This window comes from Niveispirillum sp. BGYR6 (genome assembly GCF_027568365.1).
Lineage (GTDB): Bacteria > Pseudomonadota > Alphaproteobacteria > Azospirillales > Azospirillaceae > Niveispirillum.
Genome location: NZ_JANLNL010000015.1, coordinates 24,494 through 50,746, shown reverse-complemented (window position 1 = coordinate 50,746; position 26,253 = coordinate 24,494). Strand labels below are relative to the sequence as shown.

At 63.7% G+C, this 26,253-nt stretch carries 27 protein-coding genes; 9 read left to right on the top strand and 18 right to left on the bottom strand.

Annotated features, from left to right (window positions below; genetic code table 11):
* Window positions 1-4: 4 nt before the first annotated feature.
* The 5 genes from PCJ49_RS22945 to PCJ49_RS22925 form a co-directional block, all read right to left on the bottom strand.
* Window positions 5-340 carry a RebB family R body protein gene (locus PCJ49_RS22945; protein WP_269913006.1) on the bottom strand — a complete coding sequence of 112 codons (336 nt, stop codon included), beginning with the start codon at window positions 338-340 and terminating at the stop codon, window positions 5-7.
* Between the two features lie 68 nt (window positions 341-408).
* Window positions 409-837 (bottom strand): thioredoxin, encoded by a 429-nt coding sequence (locus PCJ49_RS22940; protein ID WP_269913005.1) that lies wholly within the window; start codon window positions 835-837, stop codon window positions 409-411.
* 63 nt (window positions 838-900) lie between these two features.
* Window positions 901-1,983, bottom strand: coding sequence for a peptide chain release factor 1 (prfA, locus tag PCJ49_RS22935; RefSeq protein WP_089286000.1), 1,083 nt, complete (start codon window positions 1,981-1,983; stop codon window positions 901-903).
* 203 nt (window positions 1,984-2,186) lie between these two features.
* Window positions 2,187-2,651, bottom strand: coding sequence for a spore coat protein U domain-containing protein (locus PCJ49_RS22930; protein WP_269913004.1), 465 nt, complete (start codon window positions 2,649-2,651; stop codon window positions 2,187-2,189).
* Window positions 2,652-2,956: 305 nt separating this feature from the next.
* Window positions 2,957-4,447, bottom strand: a complete 1,491-nt coding sequence (locus PCJ49_RS22925; RefSeq protein WP_269913003.1) for an ATP-binding protein — start codon at window positions 4,445-4,447, stop codon at window positions 2,957-2,959.
* Between the two features lie 279 nt (window positions 4,448-4,726).
* Between PCJ49_RS22925 and PCJ49_RS22920 the strand changes: the two genes are divergently transcribed.
* Both PCJ49_RS22920 and PCJ49_RS22915 read left to right on the top strand, forming a co-directional pair.
* Window positions 4,727-5,731, top strand: a complete 1,005-nt coding sequence (locus PCJ49_RS22920; RefSeq protein ID WP_269913002.1) for an FAD-dependent oxidoreductase — start codon at window positions 4,727-4,729, stop codon at window positions 5,729-5,731.
* Window positions 5,728-5,907, top strand: a complete 180-nt coding sequence (locus PCJ49_RS22915; protein WP_089285997.1) for a DUF1289 domain-containing protein — start codon at window positions 5,728-5,730, stop codon at window positions 5,905-5,907. Before PCJ49_RS22920 ends, PCJ49_RS22915 begins: the two co-directional genes overlap by 4 nt.
* 47 nt (window positions 5,908-5,954) lie before the next feature.
* Here PCJ49_RS22915 and PCJ49_RS22910 read toward each other — a convergent pair whose 3' ends face one another.
* Window positions 5,955-7,535, bottom strand: coding sequence for a lysine--tRNA ligase (locus PCJ49_RS22910; RefSeq protein WP_269913001.1), 1,581 nt, complete (start codon window positions 7,533-7,535; stop codon window positions 5,955-5,957).
* Window positions 7,536-7,733: 198 nt separating this feature from the next.
* On the opposite strand from PCJ49_RS22910, the gene PCJ49_RS22905 reads away from it, so the two are divergent.
* Window positions 7,734-9,536, top strand: a complete 1,803-nt coding sequence (locus PCJ49_RS22905; RefSeq protein WP_269913000.1) for a patatin-like phospholipase family protein — start codon at window positions 7,734-7,736, stop codon at window positions 9,534-9,536.
* 39 nt (window positions 9,537-9,575) lie between these two features.
* On the opposite strand, the gene malQ is transcribed toward PCJ49_RS22905, so the two are convergent.
* A complete protein-coding gene (gene malQ, locus PCJ49_RS22900) occupies window positions 9,576-11,084 on the bottom strand; it encodes a 4-alpha-glucanotransferase (protein WP_269912999.1) in 1,509 nt (502 codons plus the stop codon).
* Between the two features lie 190 nt (window positions 11,085-11,274).
* Between malQ and PCJ49_RS22895 the strand changes: the two genes are divergently transcribed.
* A complete protein-coding gene (locus tag PCJ49_RS22895) occupies window positions 11,275-14,496 on the top strand; it encodes a glycoside hydrolase family 15 protein (protein ID WP_269912998.1) in 3,222 nt (1,073 codons plus the stop codon).
* A 13-nt stretch (window positions 14,497-14,509) separates the two neighbouring features.
* Here the strand turns inward: PCJ49_RS22895 and hemW are convergent, their stop codons facing one another.
* The 3 genes from hemW to rdgB all read right to left on the bottom strand — a co-directional run bounded on the left by hemW (window position 14,510) and on the right by rdgB (window position 16,903).
* A complete protein-coding gene (gene hemW / locus PCJ49_RS22890; RefSeq protein WP_269912997.1) occupies window positions 14,510-15,724 on the bottom strand; it encodes a radical SAM family heme chaperone HemW in 1,215 nt (404 codons plus the stop codon).
* Window positions 15,725-15,835: 111 nt separating this feature from the next.
* Window positions 15,836-16,213, bottom strand: coding sequence for a VOC family protein (locus PCJ49_RS22885; protein ID WP_269912996.1), 378 nt, complete (start codon window positions 16,211-16,213; stop codon window positions 15,836-15,838).
* Window positions 16,214-16,285: 72 nt separating this feature from the next.
* The gene (gene rdgB, locus PCJ49_RS22880; protein WP_269912995.1) at window positions 16,286-16,903 is read right to left on the bottom strand and encodes an RdgB/HAM1 family non-canonical purine NTP pyrophosphatase; all 618 of its coding nucleotides are present in this window, start codon (window positions 16,901-16,903) and stop codon (window positions 16,286-16,288) included.
* A 48-nt stretch (window positions 16,904-16,951) separates the two neighbouring features.
* On the opposite strand from rdgB, the gene PCJ49_RS22875 reads away from it, so the two are divergent.
* Window positions 16,952-17,098 (top strand): hypothetical protein, encoded by a 147-nt coding sequence (locus PCJ49_RS22875; RefSeq protein WP_269912994.1) that lies wholly within the window; start codon window positions 16,952-16,954, stop codon window positions 17,096-17,098.
* Window positions 17,099-17,108: 10 nt separating this feature from the next.
* Here the strand turns inward: PCJ49_RS22875 and PCJ49_RS22870 are convergent, their stop codons facing one another.
* The 4 genes from PCJ49_RS22870 to rph form a co-directional block, all read right to left on the bottom strand.
* Window positions 17,109-17,414: a hypothetical protein gene (locus tag PCJ49_RS22870; RefSeq protein ID WP_269912993.1), complete on the bottom strand. Its 306-nt coding sequence runs from the start codon at window positions 17,412-17,414 to the stop codon at window positions 17,109-17,111.
* A gap of 45 nt (window positions 17,415-17,459) precedes the next feature.
* Window positions 17,460-17,762 carry a helix-turn-helix domain-containing protein gene (locus PCJ49_RS22865; protein WP_269912992.1) on the bottom strand — a complete coding sequence of 101 codons (303 nt, stop codon included), beginning with the start codon at window positions 17,760-17,762 and terminating at the stop codon, window positions 17,460-17,462.
* 100 nt (window positions 17,763-17,862) lie between these two features.
* Window positions 17,863-18,111 (bottom strand): hypothetical protein, encoded by a 249-nt coding sequence (locus PCJ49_RS22860; RefSeq protein WP_269912991.1) that lies wholly within the window; start codon window positions 18,109-18,111, stop codon window positions 17,863-17,865.
* A gap of 54 nt (window positions 18,112-18,165) precedes the next feature.
* Window positions 18,166-18,885: a ribonuclease PH gene (gene rph / locus PCJ49_RS22855; protein ID WP_269912990.1), complete on the bottom strand. Its 720-nt coding sequence runs from the start codon at window positions 18,883-18,885 to the stop codon at window positions 18,166-18,168.
* Window positions 18,886-19,045: 160 nt separating this feature from the next.
* On the opposite strand from rph, the gene hrcA reads away from it, so the two are divergent.
* The 3 genes from hrcA (at window position 19,046) to PCJ49_RS22840 (ending at window position 21,194) form a co-directional block, all read left to right on the top strand.
* Entirely contained in the window at window positions 19,046-20,083 is a 1,038-nt protein-coding gene (hrcA, locus tag PCJ49_RS22850; protein WP_269912989.1) for a heat-inducible transcriptional repressor HrcA, read from the top strand.
* A 156-nt stretch (window positions 20,084-20,239) separates the two neighbouring features.
* Entirely contained in the window at window positions 20,240-20,818 is a 579-nt protein-coding gene (gene grpE, locus PCJ49_RS22845) for a nucleotide exchange factor GrpE (RefSeq protein WP_089288526.1), read from the top strand.
* Between the two features lie 88 nt (window positions 20,819-20,906).
* A complete protein-coding gene (locus PCJ49_RS22840) occupies window positions 20,907-21,194 on the top strand; it encodes a hypothetical protein (RefSeq protein WP_269912988.1) in 288 nt (95 codons plus the stop codon).
* Window positions 21,195-21,265: 71 nt separating this feature from the next.
* Here the strand turns inward: PCJ49_RS22840 and PCJ49_RS22835 are convergent, their stop codons facing one another.
* The 4 genes from PCJ49_RS22835 to petA form a co-directional block, all read right to left on the bottom strand.
* Window positions 21,266-21,562 (bottom strand): DUF2798 domain-containing protein, encoded by a 297-nt coding sequence (locus PCJ49_RS22835; protein WP_269912987.1) that lies wholly within the window; start codon window positions 21,560-21,562, stop codon window positions 21,266-21,268.
* A 230-nt stretch (window positions 21,563-21,792) separates the two neighbouring features.
* The gene (locus PCJ49_RS22830) at window positions 21,793-22,578 is read right to left on the bottom strand and encodes a cytochrome c1 (RefSeq protein ID WP_269912986.1); all 786 of its coding nucleotides are present in this window, start codon (window positions 22,576-22,578) and stop codon (window positions 21,793-21,795) included.
* Complete coding sequence (locus PCJ49_RS22825; protein ID WP_269912985.1) at window positions 22,578-23,885, bottom strand: cytochrome b/b6; 1,308 nt, start codon at window positions 23,883-23,885, stop codon at window positions 22,578-22,580. Before PCJ49_RS22825 ends, PCJ49_RS22830 begins: the two co-directional genes overlap by 1 nt.
* Window positions 23,886-23,913: 28 nt before the next feature.
* Entirely contained in the window at window positions 23,914-24,459 is a 546-nt protein-coding gene (petA, locus tag PCJ49_RS22820) for a ubiquinol-cytochrome c reductase iron-sulfur subunit (RefSeq protein ID WP_269912984.1), read from the bottom strand.
* Between the two features lie 533 nt (window positions 24,460-24,992).
* On the opposite strand from petA, the gene coaBC reads away from it, so the two are divergent.
* A complete protein-coding gene (gene coaBC, locus PCJ49_RS22815) occupies window positions 24,993-26,252 on the top strand; it encodes a bifunctional phosphopantothenoylcysteine decarboxylase/phosphopantothenate--cysteine ligase CoaBC (RefSeq protein ID WP_269912983.1) in 1,260 nt (419 codons plus the stop codon).
* Window position 26,253 lies beyond the last annotated feature (1 nt).

The window sequence follows — 26,253 nt, the reverse complement described above, 5'->3', positions numbered from 1 at the left end:
TGCCTCAGGACTGGCCGTTACCCCCTTTGAAGGCATTCAACACAGTCAGCAGGCTGGTCAGGTTATCGGCAACCCCGGTCTGCGCCACCTTCTCGGTCGCCGCAGCGTCTGCCGCCGTATCCAGGCTGTAAATCTGCATGACGCCCTGGTTCGCGGCCGCCTGGGCCAGCGTATTCTGCTGCTGCTGCGCGCTGACGGCATTTTCAAACTGGATGCCGGTGGAATGGGCCACGGTTTGATAAAGGCTGCCCATCGCCATAGCGGGAGCCTCCCCCACCACCTTTACATTGCTCTGCGTCACGGCATCGGTGATCTGACTGTTAACCGGCTGATCGGACATGGTTACCCCCATTGGCTGCGCAGCATAGGCCGCGCACCATCTTAGCGGGATTTCAGCCGTATGTCTGCCTATCCTTTCACCAGGGTCAGATGGGGCCGGTGCCCATCATGGCTGGCGGGCGGATGGGCACCCAAAGCGGCAATCTGCCGCCCGATGGCCTGGGTGAATTCCCCCAGACCGGGCCAGCTGGTGATGCGGCCCATCAGCCGGCTGCCCCGGAAGACAAAGAAGACCGGGATACCGTGCAGGGCGAACCGGTGCGCCATGTCCAGGTCGTCATAGACATTATCCTGCAGCCAGCGCACCTCCGGCCAGGTAAAGCGCTGCGGCGCCGACAGCATCGCCTGCTTGGCAATATCGCAATTGGGGCAATCGCGGCCCCAGAGGAACAGAATGGTCAGCGGCGGGGCATCGGCCTCCGCCAGCGCCGCATCCAGTTCAGCCGCCGTCACGCGGCGCATGGGAAATTGGTCAAAAAACAGCGGTACGGCGGACATGGGCGTGTCTCCCCATTTTGGAACAGGGTGTAACCAGGGTCGCCAACGCCACGGCAGGGCCGCCTATTGCAGTTCGGCCAGTCGCTCCGCCTCTTCCTGGGCGATCAGCGCATCGACCACCTCGTCGATCTCGCCAGCCATGAACCGATCAATCTTGCCATAAAGGGTTAAATTAATTCTATGGTCGGTGATGCGTCCCTGCGGAAAATTATACGTACGGATACGTTCGGACCGGTCGCCGCTGCCGACCTGGCTTTTGCGGTCGGCAGCGCGCGCGCTGGCCAGCCGCTGGCGCTCCGCCTCATAAAGCCGGGCGCGCAAAACTTTCAGGGCCTTGGCCTTGTTCTTGTGCTGGCTTTTCTCATCCTGCTGGCTGACCACGATGCCGCTGGGCAGGTGGGTGATGCGCACCGCACTGTCGGTGGTGTTGACCGACTGGCCGCCGGGGCCGGAGGAGCGGAACACATCAATGCGCAGATCGCGTTCATCGATCTGTACATCCACCTCCTCCGCCTCTGGCAGCACGGCCACAGTAGCGGCGGAGGTGTGGATACGGCCCTGGGTTTCGGTCGCCGGCACGCGCTGCACCCGATGCACGCCGCTTTCGAATTTCAACTGCCGGAACACGCTGCGCCCGGTGATGGTGGCGCTGGCTTCCTTATAGCCGCCAATGCCGGTCTCGCTGATCTCCATCACCTCGAACCGCCAGCCGCGCAGGCCGGCATAGCGCTTATACATCTCGAACAGCTCAGCGGCGAACAGGGCCGCCTCATCCCCGCCGGTGCCGGCCCGCACCTCCAGGATGGCGTTCTTCTCGTCCGCCTCATCCTTGGGCAGCAGGGCCAGCATCACCTGGCGTTCCAGTTCCGGCAGACGGCGTTCAGCGTCGGCCAGTTCCTCCTGCGCCAGGGCCCGCATCTCCGCATCCTCACCTTCCGCCATGGCGGCAAGGTCGGTCAGGTCGGCACGGGCGCGGCGCATCTCGGCAATGGCGGCGGCCACCGGCTCCAGCTCGGCATATTCCTGGCTGGCCTTGACGAAGGCATCGCCCACCAGCGCGCCCGTGGCCAGCCCGTCGCGCAATTCATCAAAGCGCATCATCACGCGGGCCAGCGGCTCACCAAATCTCTGTTCAAAATCAGACAAGGAACGGCCCCCGGACACGGCAACAGCAAATGACAAAGTGATGACTGGATATAGGCGATCCAGCGCCCCCGGTCACGCCCCTTGGCAAGCCCTGCCCGCCGGTCCCGTCTCCTGCAACGAAAAAACCCCCGTCCTGGGCAGGACGGGGGTGAAGGGATCCACGCGGCACACCGGCCGCATGGCCGATGGAGACCGGGGCCGCCTTACTTGGCAGCGATGGTGACGGTGATGGTGTCGGAATAGTCGCCGGCAATGTACTGGTCAGAGGCCGGGACGGTGACCTTCAGGTCGGACTTCTTGTTGAACTGGGCGGCGGCGCGGTCAACGACCATCTGGGAGGTCAGGCCACCGCCCTGGTTGTCGTAATTGACCTGATAGGTGATCTCGTTATTGCCGGACTTCAGCTTGCCGGCATTGGTCGAAGCCAGGGTGATCTTGTAGCCATTGCCGGAATTGCAGGTCTCGGTGACGTTGCCCACGGTCTTGGCATTCTCACCCGCCTTCAGCGACAGGGACTGCGACAGGTCGGTGACGGCGATGGTGCAGGACAGGGCGACGCTGCCGCGCAGCTGGATGGTGCCGTTGGCATTCTGCGCCAGGGCCGGGGCGGCAAAGGCAGCGGCGGTGGCAACGGTCAGGATAGCGGCGCGGGCGAAGGTCTTCAGCATGGTCAGCTCCATCGGTTCTGTGTGTCTGAGGCGTTATCGCCTTCATGCCGAGGAAGGATTGCATCCGCGATGCCAAGGAGGTGACACATCGTAAATCATTGAAATGACGTAGGTCTCCGGACAGAAACCCCGAAGGAGATCGTTGCAGTATGCAAATAATTGAATTATGCAGTTGCATAAATATAATTTTTGCATAATGCAACGAACCATCCCCTGCGCCAACCGTGATTGGCACAGCGGGGCGACCTAACCTTTCGGTCAGGTATCCATGTTCAAGGGGTTTTTTAGGACAGGTGGGGCGGGTTTCAGCCGCCAATGCCGGCCAGAAACAGGTGCGGCTGATCCTGCACCCGGTCAGCCGGCAGCCAGACGGTAACGGTGGTACCCTGGCCCAGCCGGCTTTTCACCAGACAACCGCCGCCATGCAGCCGGGCCAGCGCCTGCACCAGCGGCAGCCCCAGCCCGACACCGCCAGCCTGGCGTGACAGGCTGCCTTCCACCTGACGGAAGGGTTCCAGGGCCTTGGCGATATCTTCTTCCCGCATCCCAATGCCGGTATCGCGTACCACCAGTTCCAGCCGACCACCCTCCCCCAGCCGGGCACCACAGGTGACGGTGCCGCCGGCCTTGGTGAATTTCACCGCATTGGTCAGCAGGTTGGAGAGGATTTGTTTCAACGCCACCTCATCGGCGCGCACGGGCGGCAGGCTTTCGGTCATGTCGGTTTCCAGGGCCACCCCGCCCTTTTCCGCCCGTTCGCGCACCAGCCGCAGGCTGGCCCGGACGATGCGGGGCACATCCACCACGCGTTCCTGCAATTCTTTCTTGCCGGCCTCGATCTTCGACAGGTCCAGAATGTCGTTGATCAGTTCCAGCAGCATCAGGCCGCTATCATGAATATCCTGGGCATATTCAACATAATTGGCATTGCCCATCGGCCCCAGCGCCTGGGTGCCGATAATCTCGGAAAAGCCGATGACGGCATTCAGCGGCGTGCGCAGCTCATGGCTCATATTGGCCAGGAATTCGGATTTGGCGCGGTTGGCCATTTCCGCCGCCGCCAACGCCTGTTCCAGGGCCAGACGGTCCAGCCGGCGTTCGGTGATGTCGCGCGCCGCGCCCTGAAAGGCGATGGGGGTGCCGGCAGCATCGCGGATGATGCGGGCCGTCAGGGCCACCCAGATGGGGGTACCATCCCGCCGCCTGACCTCCAGCTCCATACTGCCGGTGAAGCCCTGCTTCAGAACGGTGCGCGTAATCTCCGCCCGGTTTTCCTGATCCATGTACAGGTCGGCCGAGGCATTGGCGATGCAGCGCTTCAGTTCCGCCTCGCTCTCATAGCCCAGCAGGTTGACCAGGGCCGGGTTGGCGGACAGGAAGCGGCCTTCGGTGTCGGTGATGAACAACCCTTCCAGGGCGGTTTCGTACATGTCCCGATATTTGCGCTCCGCCGCCGCCAGTTCCGCCTTTTCGGCCTCCAGCTGGGCGATGCGGGCGGCCAGTGGTTCCAGCGCCGCTTGTGTCCGCGCCTGGGCGCGGGTGGCCAGTTCCAGCTTCAAGCCATGGGCCAGCACCGCCACCAGCACGCCCAAAGCCAGACAGAAGAAAATATCGGCCAGCGGATGCCAGCGCAGCAGGTTCGGCAGATCATGGCCGCCTGACGGGACTAGCGGCGCGGGAATCAACCCCTGCACTGCCACGCCATGGGCCGCCACCAGGATCAGCAGGGCCAAAGACAGCGTCAGCCCCACGGCCAGCCCGACAGGGTGTCCGATCAGGCCAAACAGCCGCGACACGGGCCGGGACCCGTTCCCGCGATCGGTCCTACGCTTGTCCTGCAACGGAAAGTTCCTGGGACGGGGGGTGGGAAGGCGGGGTATCTGGAATTATAAGTAGCACTCAATCGGGCTTCGGTTAATGCCCATGCGTATCCACAAAGTAGAAAAACCATCGCCCCCGTTTGCCACAGTGGAAAGTCAGTATGCAGCCGCTGGCGGTCACACACGGGCGACCTATTATCAGAATATGCGCGGGGCTTGCCCCTATCATATAGCTCCCCTTAAAGGACATGCACCATGCCGCACGCAATCGCCATCATCGGGGCCGGTTTGGCCGGTCTGGCCGCCGCACGGCGGCTGGCGGCGGCTGGCCATGCGGTGTCGCTGTTCGACAAGGGGCGCGGGCCCGGCGGGCGGCTTTCCACCCGCCGGGCCGGGGATTGGCGGTTCGATCATGGCGGGCAGTTCGTCACCGCCCGCGATCCGGCCTTTCAGGCCGTGATGGCCGGGCTGCTGCGCGCCGGCCATGCCGCCCGCTGGGACGGACGAATCGTGCGGCTGGAAAGCGATGGCGGTATCAGCCCGCATCCGGTGGAACGGTTTGTCGGCACGCCCGGCATGAACGGGCTGATCCATGGCTTGGCCGCCGACCTGCCGGCCGCCTGTGCCCCACGTTGGGGCGTGCGGGTGGCCGCCATCAGCGGCGGGCCGGGTGACTGGCACCTGCAGGGGGAGGATGGCGGCGATCTGGGCCATTTCGGCCGGCTGGTGCTGGCCATTCCGGCCCCGCAGGTGGTGGAGCTGCTGCGCATCCCCGCCCCGGCCCTGGCCGAACAGGCGGGAACGGCACTCCTGGCCCCCTGCTGGGCGCTGATGCTGGGCTTTGCCGGGCCGGTGCCGGATATTGGCTGGGATGCCGCCTTTATCGCCGCCGCCGGCGGGGAGGATCGGCCGCTTTCCTGGATCTCCCATGATGGCGCCAAGCCAGGGCGCGGCGGGGCCGCCAGCTGGGTGGCCCATGCCAGCCCCGATTGGTCACAGCGCCATCTGGAAGAAACCGCCGATCAGGTGACAGGGCCGCTGCGGGACGCCTTTGCGGCCGCCACCGGCATTGACGCCGCACCGGCCTTCATCGCCGCCCATCGCTGGCGGTATGCCCTGCCCAGCCGGCCGCTGCGCGATGGCTTCCTGTTCGATGAAACACTGGGCATCGGGGTGGCGGGGGATTGGTGCCTGGATGCCAGGGCAGAGGCCGCCTTCCTCAGCGGCCATCACCTGGCCGGGGCGATGGGGGCGGCATGAACATCCCCGACCCGGATGATTATGTGCCCAGCCCCTGCCAGCGCCGCTGCGCCCTGGACCGCCAGGGCCGTTTCTGCACCGGCTGCCGCCGCACGGTGGCAGAGATCACCGGCTGGGGCAGCATGACCCCGGATGAACGCCGCGCCGTCTGGGCGGCGCTGGAAACACGAAAGTAGAAAACCCCTCCCGGCGGGGTCACCCCCAGCCGGGAGGGGATGAACACTCAGCCCAGCGTCTTGTCGATCAGGGCGACCGTTTCAGTCACGCCATAAAGCGCGATGAAGCTGCCCATGCGCGGCCCAGTGGTCTGGCCCAGCAGCACCTCGTACAAAGCCTGGAACCAGGTGCGCAGCTCGGTGAAGCCGTGCTTCTTGCCGACCTCGAACACCTGATTTTGCAGCTGATCGGCTGGCGTGTCGGTGGCAAGCCCGGCCAGCACACTGCGCAACTCCACAATGGCAGCGCGTTCCTGCTCCGTCGGGGCGCGGTACTGTTTCGTCGGCTTGACGAAATCCTGGTAATAGGTGACGGCATAGCCCACCAGCTTATCCAGGAAGGGCGCCGTCTCCGGGCTGGCACCCGGCGCATAGCGACGGATGAAGCCCCACATCACATCGGCACTTTCGGCATTGGCCGCACCGGCCAGATTCAGCAGCAGGCCAAAGGTCAGGCCCGCCGTGCCCTTCACCGCGTTCGGCACCATGCCGTTATGGATATGGTGGACAGGGCTTTCCAGCTTCTGCGCCGGTTCGGCCGCGTCGAACTTCTCCACAAAGGTCAGGTAATCATCCACGGCGCGCGGGATGACATCGAAATAGAGCTTCTTGGCCGCGCGCGGCTTGTTGAACATGTAAAGCGCCAGGCTCTCCGGCGGGGCATAGCGCAGCCATTCTTCCATCGTCAGGCCATTGCCCTTCGACTTGGAAATCTTCTGCCCCTTCTCATCCAGGAACAGCTCGTAATTGAAGCCTTCCGGCGGGGTGCCGCCCAGGATCTTCACGATCTTGCCGGCCAGTTCGACGGACGGGATCAGATCCTTGCCGGCCATTTCATAATCAACGCCCAGCGCGAACCAGCGCATGGCCCAATCGGGCTTCCATTGCAGCTTCACATGGCCGCCGGTAACCGGCACTTCGACCTTCTTGCCGTCTTCATCCTCAAACACGATGGTGCCGGCATCCACATTGCGTTCCAGCAGCGGCACCTGCAAAACCCGGCCCGTGGAGGGGCTGACGGGCAGGAAGGGGCTGTAGGTTGCCTGACGTTCCGCGCCCAACGTGGGCAGCATCACCGCCATCACCTCATCATAATGGCGCAGCACGGCCAGCAGGGCATGGTCGAAGCGGCCGGACGTATACCAGTCGGTGGCCGACTGGAATTCATATTCAAAGCCAAACCGGTCCAGGAAGTCCCGCAGCATGGCGTTGTTATGATGGCCGAAGCTTTCATGCGTGCCGAACGGGTCCGGCACCTTGGTCAGCGGCTTGCCCAGATGCTGGGCCACCATTTCCCGGTTGGGGATATTGTCCGGCACCTTGCGCAGGCCGTCCATATCGTCGGAAAAGGCGAACAGGCGGGTGGGCACGCCGGGGGCCATGCGTTCAAACGCGCGGCGCACCATGGTGGTGCGCGCCACCTCGCCAAAGGTGCCGATATGCGGCAGGCCCGACGGGCCGTAACCGGTCTCGAACAGGACATAGCCTTTGGACGGGGCTTTGCCGCCAAGGCGCGCGACCAGTTTGCGTGCCTCCTCAAACGGCCAAGCCTTCGCCGCCAATGCCAGTTCCTGATCGCTCATCGTCATCACCAATGACCAAGGGGTTGTACATAACGCCCGCACCCTAGGTCGGCTGCGCCCGACGGTCAATCACCGCCCGAGCCGGGGCGGGCATACCCGGACAAGGGGTGCCGCATGACCAGCGATTATCAGGGGTAGCAAAAATATTGCAATCATTCCCGTCTTATAAAAGGATGGAAAGCAGATTGAAGGGGAGGGACCACAATGTCCGGGGTTATTCTTCGCGCATCAGAACAGGAACGTGATTTTCCCGTGGCGGAGCTGTCGCCGCCGGTACGGCCACAGCCCAACCTGCCCGACGATCCCTATGAGCTGGGGTTGACCAGTGCCGGGGCGATCTCTGCCGGGGCCTATATTGCCGGGGTGATGGATTTCCTGGTGCAGGCGCTGGATGCCTGGCAGGCGGCGATGGACGATCCCGCCATGCGCGATCTTATCCCCGACCATAAGGTGCTGGTGCGGGTGCTGACAGGGGCGTCGGCCGGTGCCATCAATGCCGCCCTGCTGGCCGTGCTGCGCGACCGCGATTTCAAGCATTTTGCCAGCGACCCCAATCCCGGCGGCGGGGAACAGCCCACCGGCAACCCGATCTTTGATACCTGGGTCAACCGCATCGGCATCGCCAATCTGCTGGCAGACACGGATATCGCCCAGGGGCAGGCGCCACAGTCGCTGCTGGATGGCAGCGTCTTGCCCATCATCGCCCAGCGCGCCCTGGCCGATGCCAGCGGCCTGCCCACGATCAAGCGGCGCTGGCTGGCCGACCCGCTGCGGGTGATCCTGACCCAGACCAACAGCCGGGGCGTGCCCTATTTCGTGCCCTTTGCCAACAGCACGGCCGGCCAGGGCATGATGCAGCATGGCGATCAGGCGCGCTTTGCCGTGGCGGTGCCGGGCAGCCCGCAGCAGCAGCCGGCCTTCCCCGATGAACAGCCCCTGTCCGGCGCCCCCACCCCCGGCAGCGACTGGACCCGGCTGACCGATGCGGCCATTGCCAGCGGCGCCTTCCCCATCGGCCTGCCGCCGCGCCAGATGCAGGCCAAGCCGGAAGATTACACCTATCGCGTCTATTTCCCCGACGGCGATGATCTGGTGGTGGTGCCGCCGCAGGGCAGCGACTGGCCGGGCCGGACAGACCCCGCCTATACCCAGCCCCGCCCCTATGCCGGCATTGATGGCGGGGTGATCGATAATGACCCGTTCGGTGTGGCACATGATATCCTGGCCGGCGGCTGCGGGCAGAACCCGCGGGAGGGGAACGAGGCGACGCGCAGCGTGCTGATGGTAAACCCCTTCCCGGAAGTGCCGAATTACGGCCCGGCAGAGGCGTCAGCCCTGACCGTCACCCGCGCCCTGGTCAATCTTCTGTCGGTGATGAAGGAACAGGCCCGCTTCAATGCCAAGGATCTGATCCTGGCCAATGTGGAAAATGTTTTCAGCCGCTTCATCGTGGTGCCCAAGGCGGGCAAGCCGGTGAAGGGAAAATACAGTCTGGCCTGCGGCTTTCTGGGCGGGTTCGGCGGCTTTATTTCCCGCCGGCAGCGGGTGCATGATTTCATGCTGGGCCGCCGCAACGCACAAAAGCTGCTGCTGGATCATATGGTCCTGCCGGAAGACAATCCGCTGTTCAAGAACTGGAAGGACAAGCCCTTTGCCGCCGCCTATTACGCGCTGGATTATGATGGCAAGGTCGCCTTGAACGAACATGGCAAGCGCTTCCTGCCCATCATCCCCCTGCTGCGCGATGGCGGCGGGGTGAGCATCGATCCCCGCTACAAGATCCCCGAACAGAAGGAAGAATCTTGGCCAGTCGGCGCCGTCGACCCCGCCGCCGTGGCTAAGCAGGTGGAACGGCGGGCCCGCGCCCTGGGCACGGCACTGACCGCCGGCTTCGGCTGGCTGACCCGCACCCTGGTGCGCCTGGGCCTGTCGCTGTTCGGCTATGGCGCGCTGCGCCGCGAGGCGGAGGAATATCTGACGGCGCAGAAAAAGGAATGGGATCTGTGATGCCGTAGAGCCGGGGGCCGGGCAGCCGGCCCCCAACCCTCACACCCGCCCGGCCGCCGCTGTCAGCTGGCGCAGATATGTCAGGTGCCCGTCGGTCAGCAATTCCGCCTGCAACCGCCAGCCCCAATTGCCATCGGGCAGGCCCGGTATATTCATCCGCGCCTCCGTGCCCAGGCCCAGCACATCCTGCAAGGGCGTGATGGTCAGGCGGGAATTCACGCCCAAAGCAAAGCGGATGAAGTCCCATTGCGGCGCCCAGCCATCGCTGCCCAGATAATGCAGGATGGTGCGGCCGCGATCACTGTCGCGCCCGCCCAAACTGTTGAACCAGCCCATGATCGTGTCATTGTCATGGGTGCCGGTATAGAAGACGCTGTTGGCGCTGTAACGGTTGGGATCGTACTGGCCCGGATCGAAATGATCGCCCCATTCAAACGGCAGCACCCGCATCCCGGGGAAGCCGAAATGGTCGCGCAGCCGCTCCACCTCGGCGGTGATGATGCCCAGATCTTCGGCGATGATCGGCAGTTCGCCGAACCGGTCGCGCAGGGACTGGAACAGCTCATAGCCCGGTGCTGGCACCCAGCGGCCATTGATGGCGGTTTCCTCCGACGCCGGGATTTCCCAATAGCTTTCAAAGCCGCGGAAATGGTCGATTCGCACCATGTCCACCGTTTCCAGCGTTTTCAGGATGCGGCGGTGCCACCAGGCGAAACCCTCCGCCCGGTGCGCGTCCCAGCGGTAAAGCGGGTTGCCCCAGCGCTGGCCGGTGGCGCTGAAATAATCGGGCGGCACACCGGCCACCAGGGTTGGGCTGCCATCCTCTGCCATCTCGAACAGATGCCGGTTGGCCCAGACATCGGCGCTGTCGCCCGCCACGAAAATCGGCAGATCGCCCATGATGCGGATGGACCGGCGGTTGGCCTCCGCCTTCAGCCGCTGCCATTGGCGGAAGAACAGGAACTGGATCACTTTCACCTTGGCCAGCTCATGGCCCAGCGCTTCGCGCGCCGCGTCCAGTTCCACCGGATCGCGCGTGGCCAGCAGCGGTTCCCAGCCCATCCAGGCGGAACCGCCATGGCGTTGCTTCAACACGGTGTAAAGCGCGAAATCATCCAGCCAGTCCGCCTCGTTGCGGGCCAGGAACAGCTCAAAATCGCCCCATTCCGCATCTTCCGGCGGACGTTTCAGAAAGGCGTCCGCCACTTCGTCAAGGGCTGCCAGCTTGGCACCGGCCACCCGGTCATAATCCACGCGCGGGGCCTCGTTTCCCGGCAGCCCGTCCAGCAGGCTGGCAGGGGCAAAACCATCGATCACCAGATCATCGAAACTGATCAGCAGCGGGTTGCCGGCAAAGCTGGACAGGGCGGAATAGGGGCTGTTGCCCATGCTGGTGGGGGCCAGCGGCAAGATCTGCCAGACCCGCTGTCCCGCCATTTCCAGCTGTTCCAGAAAGCGCCGGGCCGCCGGCCCCAGATCGCCAATGCCATGCCCGCCGGGCAGGGAGGTCGGATGCATCAGGATGCCACTGGCGCGCTGGTCGATCATCTGCGGACAGGCTTTCCGGGACAGGGGGAAGGAAGGCGGATGAATGAACGCTGCCGGTGCATGACCCGCGCCGGCGCCCCATGATTTCGTATCGCATGGTGCAATGCAACGGTTGCACGCATCGGTTTCCTGTTACAGTCTTCTTTACAGCCGGAATAATGGTACCGGAACGGGTTTGAGGGGATGGGGAATGGTGGATGGACCCTTGCCACGTGGGGTGGGCAAAGCCGGGGTTGAAGCGTCTAAGCAGGCGCTGGACCGGCTGTTCGACCATGTGAACCGGGTCATTCTGTCCCGCCAGCACCCGGTGACCGGCCTGTTGCCGGCCAGCACCGCCATTACCGTGCATGGCAATTACACCCATGCCTGGGTGCGCGATAATGTCTATTCCATCATCGGTCCCTGGGCCTTGGCGCTGGCCCTGCGCCGCCGGGGCGACAGTGCCGCCCGCGCCCGCCTGCTGGAACAGAGCGTCATCAAGACCATGCGCGGCCTGTTGCAGGCCATGATGAAACAGGCCGCCAAGGTGGAGCGGTTCAAACATACCCAGGCCCCGCTGGACAGCCTGCATGCGATATATTCCGCCGCCACCGGTGAAGCGGTGGCGGCCGATGATGGCTGGGGGCACCTGCAGATTGATGCCACCTCCCTGTTCCTGCTGATGCTGGCGCAGATGACGCGCTGTGGCATGAACCTGATCTACACGATGGACGAGGTGGCCTTTGTCCAGAACCTTGTTCATTACATCGGCCCCGCCTATCGCATCGCCGATTTCGGCATCTGGGAGCGGGGGCGCAAGATCAATGATGGCGCGGTGGAGCTGAATGCCAGTTCCATCGGCATGGCCAAGGCCGCACTGGAGGCCATCCAGGGCCTGGACCTGTTCGGGGAGGATGGCGGCCGCGTAGCGGTGATCCATGCTGTACCGGATGAGATCGCCCGCGCGCGCGCCACGCTGGAAGCGCTGCTGCCCCGCGAAAGCGGCTCGAAAGAGGTGGATGCCGCCCTGCTGGGCGTCATTGGCTGGCCCGCCTTCGCCGTGGATGTGCCGGAGATTGTGGAGCGCACACGCGCCGAAATCCTGGGCAAGCTGGCCGGCCCCTATGGCTGCAAGCGGTTCCTGCGCGACGGGCACCAGACCGTGCTGGAAGACCATGCCCGCCTGCATTACGAAGCCGGCGAGCTGGAGCGGTTTCGCGGCATTGAAAGCGAATGGCCGCTGTTCTTCACCTATCTCTATGTCACCGCCCTGTTGACGGGCGATGCCCGCAGCGCCGCCGATTACCGGGACAAGCTGGAAAAGCTGCTGGTGCAGCGCGACGCTGACGCCCTGCTGCCGGAACTGTTCATCGTACCGGAAGAAGCGGTGGAGGCTGAGCGTGCCCATCCCGGCAGCCAGCCGCGCATCCCCAATGACAATGTGCCCCTGCTCTGGGCACAGAGCCTGTTCATCATGGGCCTGCTGCTGGATGAGGGGTTCCTGTCCGCCAGCGATATCGACCCGCTGAACCGCCGTGCCAAGCTGAAGCCCAAGCCGCCGGTGCCGCTGCGTCTGGTGGTGCTGGCCGAGGATGGGGAGGTGCGCAGCAAGCTGCGCGACCATGGGCTGTGGTGCCAGACGCTGGAACAGGCGGGCCAGTCCATCCATATCTGCCATGCCGATGTGCTGGTGGGGGCGCTGGCGGAGCTGGGAAGCTGCCCGCCGCTGGGCCTGTCGGGCCGGCCGCCACGCCGGCTGGGCACGCTGATCACCGGCTGCGGCTATCGCTTTGCCGGGCAGCCCACCGTCATCATTCCCACCTTTGTTGATGAACAGGACGGGTTCTATTTCACCTTCGATAACCGCTTCCTGGTGGAACGGCTGCTGTCGGAGGTGGCCTATATCAACCGCGCCTGGACCTTCACCAAGCCGCCGCTGATGGTATTCCCGGTCACCCGCGCCATGGCGGCGGGCGGGGCCTTTGACGAGCTGGCGCGCACCCTGACCGACCTGTGCAACGGCAATGTGCCGGATACGTTTGTGCGCGGCGGCGATCTGGCGGACAGCTATGCCGCTGCCCGCATCGTCTCGCTACAGGATACCGCCCCCTCCTGCCCGGTCACCGCGCGGCCGGTGCGGCCGACGCCGGTGGGCGATCTCTTCGATCTGACGGCCCCTGCCCTGACGGCGGAGGAGCGGAGCAAGCTGGAGGAGGCGGATACGCCCTGGCTGGCCCATACCCTGCCGGGGGAACGGCATGTCGGGCGGCATCTGCACATGCTGGGCCTGCTCTGGCACCGCCAGGGGCGGGATTTCCAGCCGCATCCGGGTGGGCCCAGCCTGCTGGTCATGGCCGAACGGCTCTACCGGGCCGCCGGCGGGGCCGACCGTTGGGATATCGTGCGCCCACTGGCCTTCCTGCTGGGCCGCCATGATGAGCGGTTGCAGGATGCGGTGAAGGAAATCGTTGTCCGGCAGAAACATGTGATGTTCGGGGCCTGGCATGATCATGGCTCCCTGGTTGACCGGCCGGTGGACAATGCCACCATTGCCAACCGGCTGGCGGCCCTGGGTGGCGATGGCGCCACCATCATGCTGCGGGAAGAAATGCTGCTGTTCAGCGGCATGTTGATCAAGGCCAGCCCGGAACTGTTCCGCTATACGCTGTCGGCCCGCCCGGCGGAGCTGCTGGGTTTGCTCTGCCGGTCCCTGGCCCGCCAGCGCGGCCTGTCGGATGCCCAGGCACTGGAGTTGTTGAAGGCGGAGGGGCCGCACGCCATGCTGACGCGGCTGCGCCGGCTGATTTCCCGCTGCCCCGGCATGACGGGGGATTTCTGCCTGCCGGTGCTGGCGCGCAATTGCGCGGTGGAAAGGCCGGAATTCGCCCTGGAAAGCGACCATTGGGCCGCCCATGCCCTGGCCGGGGGCGATTGGTGGGGCTGGCGCGATGTCACCGGCACGCTGTTGCCGGTGCCCGATGAGTTCTTCATGCGCGTCTGGGCCGTGCTGCGCCATTGCGAGGAACTGGCCATCGCCGACGCCTCCCAGCCCGACCATCGGTTGAGCAGCGCCACCCTGCGCGCCGACAGCACGCCAGCAGAACGCGATTTCGCGCGGGAGGTGGAATGGCGGCTGGACCGTATCCTGAACCCCGAATACCGGCAATTGACGGTGGAGGCGCTGTGGGCGGTGTCGGAAGTGCTGGCCGTGCATCAGGCGGTGCGCTGGCCCGGCCTGCTGTCCACCGACAAGGTGATTGCCGAGGCGGTGGCCCGCCACTGGCGCCTGCTGCACCCGCGCCATGACGATCCCCTGGGCGCCCTGGCCTGGAAGGCGTTCTACAACCTCTCCCCCGTGCTGGCCGCCGAACATCTGGCCATGGCGGCGCTGACGCTGGCCGGCGTGGTGGCGCCGGTGGCCAGTGCGGCGTGAGCTTCACCCATAATCACCCCAGCAGCGCCGCCAGCACGGCGTTCAGCCGTTCCCGTCCGTCGCTGGTGGCGCGCAGCACGGTGCCGGCCCCCTGCCCCACCTGTTCCAGCATCCCGATCCGCTGTAAGCGGCGCAGAGCGTCGGGGGCCAGCCAATCCGCCAAAGGCTTGCCGGTTTCCGCCTGCACGCGGGCCAGCGGCACCCCTTCGGACAGGCGCAGGCCCATCATCAGCATTTCCGTCAACCTGTCCTGTGCCGCCACCGGCTCAAACGGTTTGGCCCCGGTGCCGGTGGAAAGGGTGCGTTCCAGCCAGACCTCCGGCGCGCGGTGGGTGCGGGTGGCCCGCTTCTCCCCCTCCAGCGTCAGCCGGCCATGGGCACCCGGCCCGATGCCGACATAATCGCCATAGCGCCAATAGGTCAGGTTGTGCCGGCTTTCCTGCCCCGGACGCGCATGGTTGGAAACCTCATAGGCCGGCAGGCCGGCGGCATTCAGCACTTCCTGCGTCATGGCATACAGGTCGCCCTGCACTTCCTCAGCCGGCAGCACCAGATCACCACGCGCATGAAGCGTGTGGAACTGCGTCCCCTCCTCAATCGTCAACTGATAGAGCGAGAGATGGCCGACCGCATGGTCCAGCGCGCGGTGCAGCTCCTCCCGCCAGGCCGCCACCGTCTGGCCGGGGCGGGCATAGATCAGATCGAAGCTGTAGCGCGGGAACAGGTCACGCGCCAGGGCGATGGCACCCAGCGCATCCTCGGCCGAATGCCGGCGGCCCAGCGCCTTCAAATCCGCCTCATTCAGGGACTGAATGCCCAGGCTGACACGGTTGACCCCGGCGGCGCGGAAGCCCCGGAACTTCGCCGCCTCCACACTGGTCGGGTTTGCCTCCAGCGTCACTTCCGTGCCCGCCGGCAGGCCCCAGCGTTCATCCGCCCGGCGCAAAATGGCGGCCACCGTTTCCGGCCGCATCAGCGACGGCGTACCCCCACCGAAGAAAACCGACGTTAACCGCCGGCCCGGCGTCAGATCGGCGAAATGGTCCAGTTCCCGCAACAGCCCTTCGGCCCAGCTTTCATGGTCCACGCTTTCCCGCACATGGGAGTTGAAGTCGCAATAGGGGCATTTGCTGGCGCAGAACGGCCAATGCACATAAAGCGCAAAACCCGGATCGGGGAAAAGCCCCGCCGCGTCCACGCCCTGAAGCTGCCCCGTCTGCCCCACCATCACACCATTCCTCACCCAAGCGAAGCGCTGGATATGGCGGAGCGCCCCGGCCCTGGCAAGCCACGGCCAGACATGGCAGGGCGGTGACCCGCCCTGCCATGGTGAAAGACATCAGGCTGGCGCACCCATGGTAAAGGCGTTCAGCTTGTTGCCGTCCAGATCGCGGAAATAGGCAGCATAGAAACCACCACCCCGCAGGCCCGGCGGGCCCTCACAGGTGCCGCCATGGGCGAGCGCGATGTCATAAAGCCGGCGGACCTGCTCTTCATCCTTGGCCTCGAACGCCACCATCACGCCATTGCCCACCGTGGCGGCATTGCCATCATAGGGCTTCATCAGCGCCACGCCAGCAGCGCCCCCCGGCTTGCCCCAGGCAATGCCGGTGGGAAATTCCATCATCCGGCCCACGCCCAGTTCCGCCGCGATGGCATCATAGAAGGGCGCACCCCGCGCCAGATCATTGGTGCCCAGCGTCACATAGCCGATCATCTGTTCCCCCCATGTTCTGCATCAATATCGATGCGATGCAGAACAATACAGGAACATACACCCATTGGCGAGTCATTTTGCGCCGAAACACAAAACCTTCAACTTCTGGAAGGCATCGGCACGGTGGCTGATGGCCTGCTTCTCTGCCGGGTCCATTTCCCCGCAGGTGATAGTATAGCCATCGGGGATGAAGATGGGATCATAACCGAAGCCGCGTTCCCCGCGTGGCGGGAAGGTCAGGGTGCCGTCCAGCCGGCCCTCCACCGCCTCCACATGCCCATCGGGCCAAGCCAAAGCCAGGGCGCAGATGAAGGCGGCGCGGTCGCCCTTGCGATCAGGTGCCGCTTCCAGTTCCTGGCGAACCCGTTCCATGGCCAGGGTGAAATCCTTGCCCGGCCCGGCCCAGCGGGCAGAATAGATGCCCGGCGCCCCATCCAGCCCCGCCACCGACACCCCGCTGTCATCCGCCAGGGCCGGCAGGCCCGACGCCATGGCGGCCGCCCGCGCCTTCAAGGCCGCATTGCCGATATAGGTGCTTTCGGTCTCTTCCGGCTCGCCCAGACCCAGTTCCCCGGCGGACGGAAACTTCGTCACATAATCTTTCAGCAGAGCGGCGATTTCCGGCACCTTGCCCTTGTTATGGGTGGCGATGACCAGCGTATCGCCGGTGAACTGACGGGGGGCGGACATAGGGGGAAGCTCCGGGGAAAGTGGTTCTGCCATTCAGCAAAGAATGTCTTGTCAGATACCCGCCATCAGGAAATCAAGCGCGGCGGTGACAACGACATCCTGATCTGTCAGCCGCGCAACCGGGTGATCGGCCTAGGTGGCGACGAGCGCACGACCAGCGACGGCACCATAGCATTTCACAATGAAAAATTTTAAAATCAAAATGTCAATCGTAAACAGTGGCATCCAACTTATTAACAAAACGCAACAAAAATAATAAGAATAAAAAAATTAATAAGCCACCAGTTGATAAAATTGTTAAATAAGCCACATCACAATTCAATACAATACCATCACGATTAGATTCATTTAAACAAAAATCATACAAAGAAAATAAATCTTTATGATTTTTCCTGTTTTGAAAAAATGAAAATAATTTATTAAACAATAAAAACAAACACGTTAAAAATACAATAACACTAAAAATCACACCCATACAAAAATGAAATTTTCCTGTACGAATTTTTATCATGTCAACCACCTTCAAAAACGAAGTACATTTGTTCACAAAAAAACATCACGAACCCGCCAGCGCGCCCACCACTGCTTCGGGATTACAGGCAATCACCTTAAGATAGGATTGCGCCGCCTTATCGGGGTGACGGCGCCCCTGCTCCCAATCCTGAACGGTGCGCGGGTCCAGCCCAAAGCGCTCCGCAAATTTCGGGCGGGATAGGCCCAGGCTGGTACGGATGGCGCGAACATCAACCGTCTCCACCATCACAACATGCCGGATCGCACCCGTTTCGTCGCCCTGGGCGTGACGAATCGCCTCCGCCAACGCCTCTGTCAAATCAGCAGCGAAATTTGTTTTTGTCATCGCGATGGCTCCTTCGCTCCGGCGCGCAGCACATCAACCAGCTTCGACACCGTTCTGCGTTCATCTGCAGATAGGTCGGTCCGTTCCCCCTTGCCATAAATCAACAGGGCATAGAGCGGAAGCGTGTCATTGTAAAAATAGTAGATGACACGGGCACCGCCGGATTTACCTTTGGCCCCATGGCGAAACGAACCTTTCGCACCCCACCGGTGCCCTTGATCTCATCCCCGGCAAGGGGGTTAAGCGCCAGGAAATCAATGATGGATTTATGCTCCTGGGCAGAGAGAATTTTCTCTGCCCGGCGCTGGAAGCTCGTCAACTCCACAACGGTGATGGCCCGCTCAACCATGCCCACATACTGCGGCATTGCCGCAGTATGTGTCAACCAGCCGGCTTACAACCCTCACAGCCCCAGCACAGCCCGCTGCATCGCCGTCAGTTCGGCGATGCCCTTGCGGGCCAGCGACAGCAGGGTCAGGAACTCTGCCTCCTGGAACGGCTTATCCTCGGCCGTGCCCTGGATTTCCACGATGCCACCGCGGCCGGTCAGCACGAAATTGGCGTCGGCCCCGGCATTGCTGTCTTCCGGGTAATCCAGGTCCAGCACCGGCACGCCATTATAGATGCCGCAGGAAATGGCGGCCACCTGATCGATCAGGGGGATTTCCTTCAGCACGCCGATGCGCTGCAGGTGCTGAAACGCCAGATGCAGGGCGACATAGGCGCCGGTGATCGATGCCGTGCGGGTGCCGCCATCGGCCTGGATGACGTCGCAATCCACCTTCACCTGAATCTCGCCCATCGCCTTCACATCGGTGACGGCGCGCAAGCTGCGGCCGATCAGGCGCTGGATTTCCTGGGTGCGGCCCGACTGCTTGCCCTTGGCGGCCTCACGGTCGGTGCGGGTGTGGGTGGAACGGGGCAACATGCCATATTCCGCCGTCACCCAGCCTTCCCCCTTGCCACGCAGGAAGGGCGGCACCTTCTCTTCCACGCTGGCCGTGCACAGCACATGCGTGTCACCGAACTTCACGAAACACGACCCTTCGGCGTGGCGGGAGAAGTGGGTTTCCAGGCTGACGGTGCGGAGCTGGTCGGCAAGGCGGCCGGAGGGGCGGGTCATGGGGATGGTCCATTTCAGGTCTGATTGAATCTCTGTATCCTCATACCAACGCCAGCCTATCGAAGTCCACTTGCCTGCCGGGCATGACCGTCCGTTGATTTGCGCCGCGCCTGCGCCTAAGCTCCTTCTTTGTACATGTGGCAGATAAACTGCGAAGGGCATGATCAGCGAACTGAACCAGCGCTCGCGTGAGGTGTTCCGCGAAATCGTGGAAGCCTATGTCCAGACGGGGGAACCGGTGGGTTCCCGTACGCTGTCGCGCCGGCTTACCACCTCGCTGTCGCCGGCCACCATCCGCAACGTCATGGCGGATCTGGAAGATCTGGGCCTGCTGATGGCCCCGCACACCTCGGCGGGCCGGGTGCCCACCGATGCCGGCCTGCGCCTGTTCGTCAATGGCATCCTAGAAATCGGCGCCCTGTCGGAGAAGGAGCGCTCGGATATCGAGGCGCGCTGTGCCGCCGGCGGACGGTCGATGCCGGAGGTGCTGGAGGAGGCGACGAACCTGCTGTCGGGCCTTTCCTCCTGCGCCGGGCTGGTGCTGGCGCCCAAGACGGACCGGCCGCTGAAACATATCGAATTCATCAACCTGTCGCCCGGCCGCGCCCTGGTGGTGCTGGTGACCGAAGATGGGCTGGTGGAAAACCGGGTGGTGGAGGTGGCGGTGGGCCTGCCGCCCTCGGCCCTGCAGATGGCCAGCAATTACCTGAATGCCCGCGTGGTGGGCCGCACCCTGGCGGAGGCCCGCGCCTTCATCCAGAAGGAAATGGAAGACCAGAAAAGCCAGTTGGACGCGCTGACCGCCAAGGTGGTGGAAACGGGGCTGGCCACCTGGGCCGGCACGCGTGACAGCCAGGGTTACCTGATCGTGCGCGGCCAGGCCCGCCTGCTGGAGGATGTGACGGCCCTGTCGGACCTGGAGCGCATCCGCAACCTGTTCGAGGCGCTGGAAACCCGCGAACAGATGATGCGGATGCTGGATGCCACCGGCAAGGCCGAAGGGGTGCAGATTTTCATCGGGGCGGAGAGCGAGCTGTTCAGCCATGCCGGCTGTTCCATGATCGTCAGCCCCTATATGAACACCAAGGAACAGATTGTCGGCGCCATCGGCGTGATCGGCCCCACCCGCATCAATTATGCCCGCATCATCCCCATGGTGGATTACACCGCCAAGGTGATCGGGCGGCTGATGGGATAGGGGATGCCCGCAAAGCCCCCCTTGCAATCGACCCGTGTGAAACACCATCTCCAACCCGCCTATCATCTCGACAGGCGGGTCAATCCCCCCTAAACCTCTGTCACCGGCACCCTTGCCGGATGACATTTCGTAAAAAGCCTGAGGCTTGGAACCGCGATGAGTGAGACGACCAACACCAACGAAACCGAAACCGCCACCGGTGCCGAACAGGCCGAGGCGGTCGCACCCGCCGCCGATGCCGGCCGCGTTGCCGCGTTGGAGGCGGAGGTCGCCCAACTGAAGGACCAGTTGCTGCGCTCCCTGGCGGAAGCGGAGAATATCCGCCGCCGGGCCGAGCGGGAGCGCGAGGACACCGCCAAGTACGCCGTGGCCAAGTTCGCCAAGGATCTGCTGGCCGTTGCCGACAATCTGCGCCGCGCCGTGGAAGCCGTATCGCCGGAAACCCGCGCCGAGAATGCCGGCGTCAGCAACCTGCTGACCGGGGTGGAAGCCACTGAGCGCCAGTTGGAAGCCGCCTTCGACCGCGCCGGCATTGCCCGCATGGAAGCCCTGGGCCAGCCGGCCGACCCGAATTTCCATCAGATCATGATGGAGATGGAAGGCACCGACAAGGCACCGGGCACCGTGGTTCAGGTGCTGCAGGCGGGTTACACCATCCATGGCCGCCTGCTGCGCGAAGCCATTGTCGGCGTGGCCAAGGGTGGCGATGCCGGCCATGTGAAGACCAGCGCGTAAGGCTTTTTAACGCGGCTGCATGGTGATCAGGGGGTGCTCGTAAAAGCGGGCGCCCCTTTTTGCATTCCGATTGACCCTGATTTGAAAGATGCCCACCATAGACAAATACAACTTTCCGAATCAGGAGGGTGGAATGGGGACCATGTCGGCAAGCGTTGCAGAAAAAGATCCGGGCATGATCAGCTTGTTTGGCTTCAGCTTCCTGCTGGCCCCGATCAGCCTCTTTGCCGGGGGCATCGGTCTGGGGCTGGGCGCCGGACTGGGATTAGCACCGCCCTGGTGGATGGTGTTGGCCAATTTCATGATGCTTTGCCTGGCCCTGCCGCTATGGTTCTACCTGCTGCACCTGTACATGCGCCCACGCGCCACCGACTGAAACCCGGTAGAACAGCAGGTAAAAAGGGCGCTTCCCGGCCGGGAAGCGCCCCTTTGCTTTACGAGTGAGACTCACCGGGCCGGGCTTTGCACCAGCAGCCCGACAATACGCCGCACCAAGGGCAGCACCAGCAGCAGGGTGGGAAAGGCGATCAGCCAGGACAGGCCCCAGGCCTGCAGCCAGTGACCGGCCACCCCCTCCACCAGACCGATATTGCGCAGGGTGGCGACGGCCGAGACAACACAGGTCATCAGGATCGACAGGATCAGCGGCATCACAAATGTCGCTGCCGATGGCGGCAGCTTGCGAAAGCCGGGACGCCGGGCCTGACGACCGGGCGACGCGAAACGGGCATTGAGTTCAGACATGGAAGGCACCTTGAAAAAGGGCCCCAGAAGCGGGTCCAACGGCATAAAGCACCGTCAGCACCCATTCGGGGGCTGTTGGTGCGTTGGTTGACGTTGAACGCTTACGGCGATCATCCTGTGACGCGCGCGCTTTTATAGGCACAGCAGCCCCACCCCGGCAAGCGCAAAGAAAAAGGGCGCCCCCCAAGTCGGGAAGCGCCCTTCTCCTCACTCACAAACCCGTTGCCGGATCAGTGCGCATCCGCCCAAACGCGGCGCTTGGCGGCGTACATGACGCCGGCAAACACCACCAGGAAGGTGATGGCCATGATGCCGACGCGGCGGCGTTCTTCCAGCTTGGGCTCAGCAGCCCAGGCCAGGAACGTCACCACGTCATGCGCCATCTGCGGCACGGTGGCCTTGGTGCCATCGGCATAGGTCACGCCGTTTTCGAACAGCGGCATGGGCATGGCGATGGCATTGCCCGGGAAGTACTTGTTGTAATTGCCACCCGGCGGCACATGGGCGTCGGCCGGAGCCTCCGCATAGCCGGTCAGGATGGCGTAGACATAATCCTCGAAATGCGAGCGGGCCTTGACGATCAGTGACAGATCGGGCGGGGCCTTGCCGCCATTGGCGGCAGCGGCGGCCTGCTTGTTCGCAAACGGGCTCTTGAACCGGTCGGACGGCAGGCCCGGCCGGTTGAACATTTCACCCTGGTCATTCGGGCCATCGGTCACTTCCACCGAGGCCGCGATCGCCTTCACCTCTTCCTCATTGAACCCGATATCATGCAGGTTGCGATAGGAGAGCAGGTGCATGGAATGGCAGGCGGCGCAGACTTCCTTATAGACCTGGAAGCCGCGCTGCACGGCCGCATAGTCATAGCCCTTGAAGAAGGACAGGAAGCTGTTGACGCCACCATGGGCCCATTCCTGGGCGGGCGGAACAGCGACATCACCGGAAGCCTGGGCGCCGGCCGTGAGGCCGGCAACAGAGAGGACGCCTGCGGCGATCAGATTACGAAGACGACGCATCAGGCCTTCTCCATCACTTGGGCGGTAGCGCCGGTGGCGACCGAACCGCCGCCCAGAACGGGCTTGGCGATGGAGGCCGGCAGCGGCAGCGGCTTCTCGATCCGGCCGATGATCGGCAGGGCCAGGAAGAACACGAAATACATCACGGTGGCGATCTGGCCCAACAGCACATAGGGCTGTTCCGCCGGCTTGCCGCCGACATAGCCCAGCACCAGGAAGGCCGGCACCAGCCACAGCAGCACCCACCACTTGAAGATCGGGCGGAAGCGCGACGACCGAACCGGGGAGGTGTCCAGCCAGGGCAGGACGAACAGGATGGCGATGGAGCCGAACATCCCGATCACACCACCCAGCTTCGCCGGGATCAGCACGATGTCGGTGAACGGCAGCGTGATGGAGAAGGTGATGGAACGCAGGATGGCGTAGAAGGGCAGGAAATACCATTCAGGCACGATATGGGCCGGGGTCACCAGCGGATCGGCCGGAATGTAATTGTCCGGGTGGCCCAGATAGTTGGGCGCAAAGAACACGAAGGCCGCGAAGATGATCAGGAACAGCACAACGCCGAACAGATCCTTCGTGGTGTAGTAGGGGTGGAACGGCAGCGTATCCTGCGGGCCCTTCGGTTCAACACCCAGCGGGTTGTTGGAACCGGTGATGTGCAAGGCGGCAACGTGCAGGAACACGACGGCGATCAGCACGAACGGCAGCAGGAAGTGCAGCGCGAAGAAGCGGTTCAGGGTCGGGTTATCGACCGAGAAGCCACCCCACAGCAGGGTCACGATGCTCTCACCCACCACCGGGATGGCGGAGAACAGGTTGGTGATCACCGTGGCGCCCCAGAAGGACATCTGGCCCCAGGGCAGCACATAGCCCATGAAGGCGGTGCCCATCATCAGCAGCAGGATGATGACGCCGAAGATCCAGATCAGTTCACGCGGGGCCTTGTAGGAGCCGTAATAAACGCCGCGGAAAATATGGATATAGACGGCGATGAAGAACATCGAGGCGCCGTTGGCGTGGATGTAACGGATCATCCAGCCCCAGTTCACATCGCGCATGATGCGTTCCACGCTGTCGAAAGCCAGCGCGGTATTGTTGGTGTAGTGCATTGCCAGCACGACACCCGACACGATCATGGTTGCCAGCACCACCATGGCGATGGCGCCGAAATTCCACAGGGAATTGAAATTACGCGGAGTCGGGAACGACCCATACTCCTTGTTCATCATCGTAATAATCGGCAGGCGCTGGTCGATCCAGTTCACCACCGGGTTATTGAAATTGGACTGTGGGGCGTGGGCCATTTGGCACTCCCTCTGCCTGGATCTGTTCTTAGCCGACCTTGATGCGGGTATCGCTGATGAAAGCGTATTCCGGCACGTTCAGGTTCTTCGGCGCGGGGCCCTTGCGGATACGGCCTGCCGTATCATAGTGCGAGCCGTGGCAGGGGCAGAACCACCCGCCATAATCGCCGCGCGGTTCACCCGACGACGTGCCGAGCGGAATGCAGCCCAGATGGGTGCAGACACCCACCAGGATCAGCCAGTTTTCCTTGCCCGCCTTCACGCGGTCCTGGTCGGTCTGCGGGTCGATCAGCTCGGCCATCGGCACCTTGCGGGCCGATTCGATCTCTTCCGGGGTGCGGTTGCGGATGAAGACCGGCTTGCCGCGCCACATGGCCTTGATGGCCTGACCGGCGGCGATGGGAGCCAGATCGACCTCAATCGTCGCCAGCGCCAGCGTATCGGCGGCCGGGTTCAGGCTGTGGATGAAGGGCCACAAGGCAGAAGCGGCACCAACGCCACCCATGGCGGCGGCAGCCAGATAAATGAAATCACGGCGGGTCTGGCCGTCGCCCGCTTGCATGGTGTCCGCCATACCTCTCGTCTCCTCGGCGATATGGATGCGCGCCCCGCCGGGCGCTTTGCGTCCTGAAAACTGAAAACTGGTGTCCCGTTCCGGGTACCGGAACGGTACCGGGTATTGTCCAACGACCACCCCATCCCCACCTGTTGCCCCGTATCCACCGGAACCACCCTCGGGGGAGGGCGCGGGGATGCGGGTTGTAAGCCCCAGGCAAAGCGAACGGAGCGGCCGGAGTACCCCCCGGTCGCGGATGATCGATATACATGTCACAGGGCGGGTTGGGAAGCGGGCGCTGCCGGACAATCTGTCGCGCATGAACGGAATTGTCGGCAGAAACGTTTATTGACTGGGCCAACGCCCCCTTGCCATGCGCCCACCGCATAATATCAACCCGATATGGGGAATAGCGCAGCTTGCATCCGTCCCGGATTGCGAATATCTAGATTTCACAGTTGATGCGGCGTTCTTTTGCACCCCAGCAGTCGCGTCATTCACAAGGATGGCGAACAATCGCCCTCCCCCACCCATCCGGCGGGCAGGCCCTGGTGACTGAGCAGAATTCCATCCAGACGGACAGTGCGGCCCTTGCGGCCAAACGTATCCTGCTGATCGTGGCGGGCGGCATCGCCGCCTTCAAGACACCGGATCTGGTGCGCCGGCTGCGGGAGCGGGGGGCAGCGGTGCGGGTGGTGCTGACCGATGGCGGGGCGCAGTTCGTCACCCCGCTGACATTGCAGGCCGTGTCAGAGGATAAGGTTTATCGCGACCTCTGGTCGCTGACCGACGAATCGGAGATGGGGCATATCCAGCTCTCCCGCTCGGCCGACGTGATTCTGGTGGCGCCGGCCACTGCCAATATCCTGGCGCGCATGGCGCATGGGCTGGCCGATGATCTGGCCACCACCGTGCTGCTGGCCACCGACAAGCCGGTGCTGGTGGCCCCGGCGATGAATGTGCGCATGTATGAACATGCCGCCACCCAGGCCAATCTGGCCCTGCTGGCGGCGCGCGGCGTGGGCATCATCGGCCCCGACGAGGGCGCCATGGCCTGTGGTGAATATGGACCCGGCCGGATGAGCGAGCCGCTTTCCATCGTGGCGCATCTGGCCCAATGGTTCCGCGACCGGCTGGGGCCGAAGCCGCTGGCCGGTCGCCATGCCATCGTCACCAGCGGGCCGACGCATGAACCGATCGATCCCGTGCGCTATATCGCCAACCGCTCCAGCGGCAAGCAGGGCCATGCCGTTGCCGCCGCCCTGGCCACCCTTGGCGCGCGGGTCACGCTGGTCAGCGGCCCGGTGCGCCTGCCCGACCCGCCCGGCGTCGCGGTGGTGGCGGTGGAGACGGCACGGCAGATGCTGGATGCCTGCCAGGCCGCCTTGCCTGCCGATATCCTTGTTGCCGCCGCCGCCGTGGCCGACTGGCACGTCGCCGGGGCGGGGGAGAAGAAGCTGAAGAAGCAGGAAGGCGGGGCGCCGCCTGCCCTGCTGCTGGCGGAAAACCCGGACATCCTGGCCACCCTGTCGATCAACGGGCCACAGCGCCCGGCACTGGTGGTTGGTTTCGCTGCCGAAACGAATAACGTACTGGCCTATGCCCAGGCCAAGCTGGCCCGCAAGGGTTGCGACTGGATTGTCGCCAATGATGTCTCTCCTGGCACCGGCACCTTTGGCGGGGACCGCAACAGCGTCCATCTGATCCGCCGGGAACAGCCGGTGGAGGATTGGCCCGACTTGCCGAAAACCGATGTGGCGGCCCGATTGGCCGCCCGCATCGCTGATCATTTCGAAAACGGAAAGAAATAAT

What these genes read in the sequence shown, in the direction of transcription:
- PCJ49_RS22895 (WP_269912998.1), top strand. Translation starts at nt 11,275, where the DNA reads ATGGTGGATGGACCCTTGCCACGTGGGGTGGGCAAAGCCGGGGTTGAA.
- PCJ49_RS22840 (WP_269912988.1), top strand. Translation starts at nt 20,907, where the DNA reads ATGCCCACCATAGACAAATACAACTTTCCGAATCAGGAGGGTGGAATG.
- PCJ49_RS22825 (WP_269912985.1), bottom strand. Translation starts at nt 23,885, where the DNA reads ATGGCCCACGCCCCACAGTCCAATTTCAATAACCCGGTGGTGAACTGG.
- grpE (WP_089288526.1), top strand. Translation starts at nt 20,240, where the DNA reads ATGAGTGAGACGACCAACACCAACGAAACCGAAACCGCCACCGGTGCC.
- rph (WP_269912990.1), bottom strand. Translation starts at nt 18,885, where the DNA reads ATGACCCGCCCCTCCGGCCGCCTTGCCGACCAGCTCCGCACCGTCAGC.
- PCJ49_RS22930 (WP_269913004.1), bottom strand. Translation starts at nt 2,651, where the DNA reads ATGCTGAAGACCTTCGCCCGCGCCGCTATCCTGACCGTTGCCACCGCC.
- malQ (WP_269912999.1), bottom strand. Translation starts at nt 11,084, where the DNA reads ATGATCGACCAGCGCGCCAGTGGCATCCTGATGCATCCGACCTCCCTG.
- PCJ49_RS22940 (WP_269913005.1), bottom strand. Translation starts at nt 837, where the DNA reads ATGTCCGCCGTACCGCTGTTTTTTGACCAATTTCCCATGCGCCGCGTG.
- PCJ49_RS22885 (WP_269912996.1), bottom strand. Translation starts at nt 16,213, where the DNA reads ATGATCGGCTATGTGACGCTGGGCACCAATGATCTGGCGCGGGGTGCG.
- PCJ49_RS22865 (WP_269912992.1), bottom strand. Translation starts at nt 17,762, where the DNA reads ATGACAAAAACAAATTTCGCTGCTGATTTGACAGAGGCGTTGGCGGAG.
- PCJ49_RS22915 (WP_089285997.1), top strand. Translation starts at nt 5,728, where the DNA reads ATGAACATCCCCGACCCGGATGATTATGTGCCCAGCCCCTGCCAGCGC.
- PCJ49_RS22905 (WP_269913000.1), top strand. Translation starts at nt 7,734, where the DNA reads ATGTCCGGGGTTATTCTTCGCGCATCAGAACAGGAACGTGATTTTCCC.
- rdgB (WP_269912995.1), bottom strand. Translation starts at nt 16,903, where the DNA reads ATGTCCGCCCCCCGTCAGTTCACCGGCGATACGCTGGTCATCGCCACC.
- PCJ49_RS22830 (WP_269912986.1), bottom strand. Translation starts at nt 22,578, where the DNA reads ATGCGTCGTCTTCGTAATCTGATCGCCGCAGGCGTCCTCTCTGTTGCC.
- PCJ49_RS22910 (WP_269913001.1), bottom strand. Translation starts at nt 7,535, where the DNA reads ATGACGATGAGCGATCAGGAACTGGCATTGGCGGCGAAGGCTTGGCCG.
- hemW (WP_269912997.1), bottom strand. Translation starts at nt 15,724, where the DNA reads ATGGTGGGGCAGACGGGGCAGCTTCAGGGCGTGGACGCGGCGGGGCTT.
- PCJ49_RS22920 (WP_269913002.1), top strand. Translation starts at nt 4,727, where the DNA reads ATGCCGCACGCAATCGCCATCATCGGGGCCGGTTTGGCCGGTCTGGCC.
- hrcA (WP_269912989.1), top strand. Translation starts at nt 19,046, where the DNA reads ATGATCAGCGAACTGAACCAGCGCTCGCGTGAGGTGTTCCGCGAAATC.
- PCJ49_RS22860 (WP_269912991.1), bottom strand. Translation starts at nt 18,111, where the DNA reads ATGGTTGAGCGGGCCATCACCGTTGTGGAGTTGACGAGCTTCCAGCGC.
- PCJ49_RS22835 (WP_269912987.1), bottom strand. Translation starts at nt 21,562, where the DNA reads ATGTCTGAACTCAATGCCCGTTTCGCGTCGCCCGGTCGTCAGGCCCGG.
- petA (WP_269912984.1), bottom strand. Translation starts at nt 24,459, where the DNA reads ATGGCGGACACCATGCAAGCGGGCGACGGCCAGACCCGCCGTGATTTC.
- PCJ49_RS22945 (WP_269913006.1), bottom strand. Translation starts at nt 340, where the DNA reads ATGTCCGATCAGCCGGTTAACAGTCAGATCACCGATGCCGTGACGCAG.
- PCJ49_RS22870 (WP_269912993.1), bottom strand. Translation starts at nt 17,414, where the DNA reads ATGATAAAAATTCGTACAGGAAAATTTCATTTTTGTATGGGTGTGATT.